The sequence below is a fragment of the Endozoicomonas sp. genome, assembly GCF_031844845.1.
Taxonomy (GTDB): domain Bacteria; phylum Pseudomonadota; class Gammaproteobacteria; order Pseudomonadales; family Endozoicomonadaceae; genus Endozoicomonas.
In genome coordinates this window covers 1-6,663 of the sequence record NZ_JAVRMB020000015.1, presented here as the reverse complement: position 1 = coordinate 6,663, position 6,663 = coordinate 1, and the positions used below count along the sequence as shown (strand labels likewise).

Here is a 6,663-nt window from a genome sequence, read left to right as displayed (position 1 = left end):
GCAGAGAGAGCTGGAACGCCTTCAGGTAAAAGAAGAAATTCTGATGCGGATGGGGAAAGCGTAATTAGAGTAAGTAATGCCAGCCAGATTTTTCTGGCTGGTTTGATAGTGATTGTTTATTGCACTCTTTCATTTTTCTGCCATTGTCGGTTTTGTTTATCCCATGTAAAGTCGAAAAAGTTATGGCCTTCAGTGTGCTGCCATTGTCGATTTTGTTTATCCCATGTCATACAGTGATGGTAACTGGTTTTCCAAGGCTTGTCAGGTGCGTAGTGTACACGATCGGAGATCTGTTCATTCCTCCATGCTTCTTGTAAAAAGCTAATAGTTGAATAGCCATAGCTCTCATCTCTTGATTCTGGTTCCGGATTTTCGTCAGGGTCGCCAACTTTCCATTGATTCCCACTGTAAATGTTGGGATGCATACTCAATGGAATTGTTTCTTCATATGGAAAGTCCAGAATATACAGTTCATCTGATCCAGGTAGCTTAACAGCGCATACACGGTGCCATAACCAGCGTACATCCAGTTGGTTTGTACTATCAGGATTAAACTTGACCAGCTTTGAGTCTTTTGCTGGGTTGATAGTGACGATGCGGGTTTCAAGTCCTATAAGGCTGAGCAGGGATTCGGCAAAGGCGCATCGTTGGGTACAGCCGTTATCTATTCTAATGACAGGTAATGCCTTTTTGATCATTAAAAACCATTTGTCCAAATCTTGTTTACTTTCAATACGCGTAGCTGGTGATGTGAGTAAGTCTTTCCTGATAGTAACAATACTTCCTTGAATATGATCAGGATTCTTATCTATTGTTTTCCAGTCTACTTTAATCTCCGATTTTTTTAATGGCTTATATTCAATATGTAACGTTGAGTCATCAACGCTTGTTATAATTGGTCGGCCAGAAAGGATATTGTCCAGAATTCCTTTGATAAAATCCAGTGGTGAATAAAAACGACGGTATGTCTCTCTTGCTGCTAAGAATTGGAGAGACCGCATTACATTGTTATTGTTATGGTAGGTGGTGAAAAAAGTACGAATGCCTTCTTCATAATTTTCGGAGAACCTATGGCGTAACTCTTTTTCAATATTTTCTTGCAATTGAAAGTCTTCATTAATGTCCTGGATCAGCATTTTAAACGAGCCATTCTCCATATGGCTGGCGTTTAATTCGTCATTGCACAAACATTCCAGAAAAAAACGTGTCCGGCAAGGAATTCTTTGATTCAGTAGTATTTTGTCCAGTATCTGTGGTTGAAGTTCAACACAGACTACTTTCATCTTATCAATAGGCCTAATTAAATGAGATGGACGTGTATCAGGCTTTGGTATGATGGTGCTCTCATCCTCTCTTGTCTGCGGGTCATGAGTGATGGATTCCCTTAGAGGTGAGGGGCGATTTATGGCTGAACTTCCTTTATTTATCATTATTTAAATCCCCTTATTTATAAATTCAAATTACAGCTATTTTATGAAGGTTGGAGAAATTAATTTTATACAAAAGTGTATATTTGCGTAAGTAGTTGACCATTTGTTTTCGCATATAATTTTCTTCGTTTGCAAGTCTATTTCAGACTGGCAAAGCCACTGTAGCACTATTGGTAAAGCATTAGACTAACTGCTGTGTTAGGGATATTCGATTTAATTTGATCAGGTGCTTAGCCTGCTTAATAATTTTTTTGGAAATTGAAAAAATGGGAAGATAATTTTTTGTTTGTTAAATGGAAAGGATTAATACCCTGTGGAGCACAGATTGAAACGAGAATGGGTATTCAATATACAATAGAAAGCAAGCTGAGTTATTACATATCAGCTTGCCATTTTCAGAGTTGGGCTAATTCACAAAAACATTAACCGGCAATCATAATCCGCAGTGCATCCAGTCGGAGAACCGCTTTCTGTAATGCCTGATGACCAAGGGCTGCACGATTCTTCAGGTATTCAATTTCTTCATCCCGGACATTGGGATTCACTATCTTAAGTGCCGCCAGTCGTTTAATTTCTTCCGTGACATCGGTCAGCAGGTTCTGGCAGGCCTGGTTCACAATCGGTTGAACCCGATCCTTCGCATACCCTTCGGCTTTGTCCAGCATTTCCAGGAATGGGGCTCTCTGTGCATTCACCAGTTTTTTGGCAACACCACGCTTGATTGGCTGTAGCTGTGCATTCAGCGTATCAAAGGCGACTTTTTCAGATAGATCGTTGAAGCCCGGGTCAATAAGGCAACGAATGGGGGTTGCCGGTAAATAACGATCCAGCTGCAGGGTTCTGTCAGCACTGATTTCCACCACATAGATTGCTTCCAGCAACATGGTGCCGGGTTTAAGGGCCTTGTTCTTGAGCAGGGCGACGGAGGTGTTACCCAGCTCACTGGTCAACACCATGTCTATCCCTTCAGCGACGATAGGGTGCTCCCAGGTCAGAAAGTGCATATCTTCCCTGGACAGTGCCATCTCCCGGTCAAAGGTGACGGTCATACCATCTTCCGGAAGACCCGGGAAGGTGGTAATCATATGACTGCCGGGGCGAATCACCAGGCAGTGCTTTGAGTAGTCTTCTGCTTCAACACCAAAGCCTTCAAACAGCTTTTCCATAAACCGCTTGAGCTGCCGTGGTTGTTCCTGTTCTTCGATATCATTGATCATATCTTCACTGGAAGTCAGGCCACGAGAGTTCAACTCCAGCAAACGGTCCCTGCCTTTATGGAGATGCTCCAGCTGCTGTTGATTCAGCTCAGAGGCCTGGTTCAGCAAGCTTTTCATGGAGAGATCCATCGCCTCGGGAGAGCTCTGGCTTCCGGGCTGCAGATAGGGAACCAACGCCTCGCCCAGTTGCATCTGTACCATGCTGCCCGCAGGGCAGGTGTCAGCAAAAGCGTTCAACCCCTGGTCATACCAGTGGAACAGGGCTTCCTGACCGGTGCCAAGCAGGTAAGGCGCATGAATCTTGATGGTTTCGGTCTGGCCGATACGGTCCAGTCGGCCGATGCGCTGTTCCAGAAGATCCGGATGCTCCGGCAGGTCAAAAAGAACCAGATGATGGGCAAACTGGAAGTTACGACCTTCACTTCCGATTTCGGAGCAAACCAGTACCTGGGCACCGTGCTCTCCTTCCGCAAAATAGGCAGCGGCACGGTCCCGCTCAATGATGCTCATGTGTTCATGGAAAACCGCCGCAGGAATGCCGGAAAGAATACGCAATGCATTTTCCAGATCCAGCGCCGTATTGGCGTTGGCACAGATAACCAGTACTTTCTGTTTTTTAAGCAGCTTGAGCAGGTTAATCAGCCAGTCCACCCTCGGGTCAACTTTCCACCATGGGTCCATATCCTCCACCTGAATCTGTGCCTGATAGGCCAGCTCCGGGTAAAGATTGTGGCGATAATAGCTCTCTTCTTCCAGGGCAATCTCATACAGCTCAGGCAAAGGCTGAGGGTAGCCCTGAACCGCACGGCCGGAGAAACCTCCTACCGCTGCACGGGTATTTCTGAACATTACACGACCCGTACCGTGACGATCCAGCAGGCGACGGAGTAACTGCGTACGAGTCGTATTCCTGACCTCCTCATCATCCTGATCCTGATCCTGATCCAGCGCTTTATCCAGAACATCGATCAGCGACTTGCTGTCTTCTCCCAAGAAACTGATCAGGTGATCCCTGGCCAGGGCCGGCAGAGCCTTGTTCTCATTATTCAGCAGCTCCTGAACTGCTTCGGCAACAGGTTCGTAGCGGCTTTCTTCTGCTTCGAAGGCGGCCAGGTCGTGAAAACGGTCAGGGTCCAGCAGGCGTAAATGGGCAAAGTGGCTCTTGGCGCCCATCTGTTCCGGGGTTGCTGTCAGTAGCAATAATCCGGGGATCTGTTGGGACAGTGCTTCTACACACTGATACTCAGCGTTGGTCTCTTCTTCAGACCAGATCAGGTGATGGGCTTCATCGACAATCAGCAGGTCAAACTCAGCGTCCATGGCCTGTTGACGACGCTCGTCGTCATGACAGAGAAAACCGATGCTGCAGATAATCAGCTGTTCGGTGTTGAACGGATTTTCATCCGGGGACTGGCGGCAGCGCTCTTCATCAAAGACACTGAAATGCAGATTAAAGCGGCGTAGCATTTCGACCAGCCACTGATGCACCAGGCTTTCTGGCAACAGAATCAGTACCCGGCTGGCCCGACCGGTAATCAGCTGCTGATGCAGTATCAGGCCTGCCTCGATGGTTTTACCCATACCCACTTCGTCAGCCAGCATGACTCGGGGAGCATGGCGCTGAGAAACTTCACGGGCAATGTGCAGCTGATGGGGAATCAGGCTGGTACGTGGGCCAACTAATCCGCGCATGGGGGACTTACGCAGTCCGTAGTTGTAGTGGAGCGTCTTGTACCTCAGGGAAAAGTTACTGTTCTGGTCGATCTGACCGGCCAGCAGGCGATCCTGAGGCTTGTTGAAGCGAATATGATTGCCCAACTCAGCTTCTGGCAGCTGGCCCGCTTCACCATCGGGGAGGGTTCCATAATAGGTCAGCAATCCGTGCTTTTCGATGACGTCGGTGACCTGCATCGTCCAGCCCTCGTGGCTTTCAACACGATCTCCGGGGTTGAATTCGACACGGGTCAAAGGACAGTTGTTGATGGCATAAAGCCGGGTTTCACCGGTAGCAGGAAACAGCAGGGTGACCATTCGACTATCAAAGGTGAGTATGGTGCCCAGCCCCTGTTCGGTCTCAGTATCACTAATCCAGCGTTGTCCAGAAACGAAACTCGTCATATTTGACTACTAACCTTGCCTGACTGACAGCCCGCTTTTATACGGCATCGCTTTTCAGCGATAGCGCAGGTCGGAGATGAACCTGCAGGCTGTATTTTGAAAATGGTTTACGGTGAGAATCTCTCTGCGAACAGAGGTTATCTCAGGCTACTCGACCCATTGCAATCATACCCCTCACCGCAGTGACTTGCCTGAAGATTATGACCAATGTGCCAAAAAGCGCGTTATATTAGCGGAATCCTCTTAAATTGCACTTTTTAATTTGTACTACGAGGGTGAGCAAAATTCACCGTGCAGGGATGATTATAGACGGGAGTTTGCCTTCTATTAATTCAGCTTCCCTTTCAATGCGTTTTTATAAGCACCCTGTGGACTGCAGTGATCACTCTGCAGTCTCTGTGCGTGGAGCAATCACTTTGCCAGCTGCATTCTCAACCAGATACCCGGCGGTGTGCTGATACCCGTGGTTGAAGAAACCACCTGACCGTTTTTCACAATGACCAGGGTAGGTGTAGCACTAATTCCCCATTGCCGGGCAATTAACCCGTCATTGTCATTTGCGGTTCGAAAGTCATACCCATGATGTTCCATGTACCCGGCTATGCGGGCATTCTCCCCTGAAGAAAGTGCAACAGACACAACCGCGTAATCGTCACTCATCCAGTTAACCGTGGGAGAGACAAAGCGGCAGATTGAACACCAGGTAGCCCAGAAATAAATCATTACCGGCTGTTCATGGCTGAGGGCCTTGACATCAATGATTTCTCCCTGAAGTGTGGATACCACCATTTCAGGCATGGTTCCATCAGGCATTGTCTGTCCGCGCCAGAGATCGATAGCAATGCTGGCAGTGATAAAGATCACCACCATCAATAAGGCTTCGCGAGCCCAGCGTTTAAGTCGTCCCGGTTTTTCAGTTATCTTTTTGGCCGCTTCATTATTCTCTGCATTTCCCTGCTTCATTGAGAATCCCCACTGGCCTGTTCAATTGCCTTAATGACCGCATCACGGGTCAGAATAACTGGCAGCTCAATACCTTCTGGTGCTCCCGGGCCATACACGATGTTAAACGGCACTCCGTAGCGGCCATAAGACTGCAGGAAATCGGTTACATACTCTGAAGGTCGGGTCCAGTCACCCTGCATGGGAATCAGGTTATCGGCCTGTAGCTTTGAATAGACCGGTTCCCGTTGGAGAACACCGACTTTGTTTGCTTTGCAGGTGATGCACCATTCTGCGGTGATATCAATAAACACGGTTTTACCCAGCTGAACCGCCTCCTGAATCGATTCTGTGTCTAATGGCTGCCAGTGTATCTCAGCAGCAGGCTTTGCTGACAGGCGACCGTTTGTGAAGCTGATCAGTAAACCGGCAGCGGATACCATGCATAAAAATGCCAGGGTCATAACCACTGAACGCCTGCCTTTGACTTTTCCAAGTCGCCAGAGCAAACCGATAATAAAGATTGCCCCGATCATCAACGTCACTGGGGTACCGAAGAAACTTGCCATCAGGCTCAGCAGCCACAGGCTGGTGGCCAGCATCATAAAGCCAAACAGGGTTTTTACGGTATTCATCCAGCGACCGGGTCTGGGTAGAAAGCTGGCCAGTTGTGGAAAGCTGGCGATCAATAACCACGGAATGGCCATACCAATGGCCAGCGCAGTAAATACCAGAAATAGCATGAAGTAATCGGCGCCCAGGGCAAAGGCGACCGCCGTTCCCAGAAATGGTGCGCTACATGGAGTTGCCAGTAAGGTTGCGAACATACCCTGGATAAAATGACCGGCGTAGGAGTTGTCACCTTTTGAGGCCAGCCAGGTACTGCTGTTGCTGGATAACTGTATTTCAAAAAGCCCCATCATATTGGCGGCAAACAGTCCGGTCACCAATACCAT

The 6,663-nt window shown here is 48.1% G+C and carries 4 protein-coding genes; all 4 read right to left on the bottom strand.

All coding sequences use genetic code 11. The features are described 5' to 3' along the window. Positions 1 to 116: 116 nt before the first annotated feature. A complete protein-coding gene (locus RM811_RS00695) occupies positions 117 to 1,430 on the bottom strand; it encodes a hypothetical protein (RefSeq protein ID WP_402519743.1) in 1,314 nt (437 codons plus the stop codon). A 422-nt stretch (positions 1,431 to 1,852) separates the two neighbouring features. Then, entirely contained in the window at positions 1,853 to 4,765 is a 2,913-nt protein-coding gene (gene rapA, locus RM811_RS00690) for an RNA polymerase-associated protein RapA (RefSeq protein WP_402519741.1), read from the bottom strand. Positions 4,766 to 5,176: 411 nt separating this feature from the next. Then, positions 5,177 to 5,728, bottom strand: a complete 552-nt coding sequence (locus RM811_RS00685) for a protein disulfide oxidoreductase (RefSeq protein WP_402519738.1) — start codon at positions 5,726 to 5,728, stop codon at positions 5,177 to 5,179. After that, a partial coding sequence (locus RM811_RS00680; protein ID WP_402519736.1) for a protein-disulfide reductase DsbD family protein occupies positions 5,725 to 6,663 on the bottom strand: 939 nt, incomplete at its 5' end. The genes RM811_RS00685 and RM811_RS00680, both read right to left, overlap by 4 nt.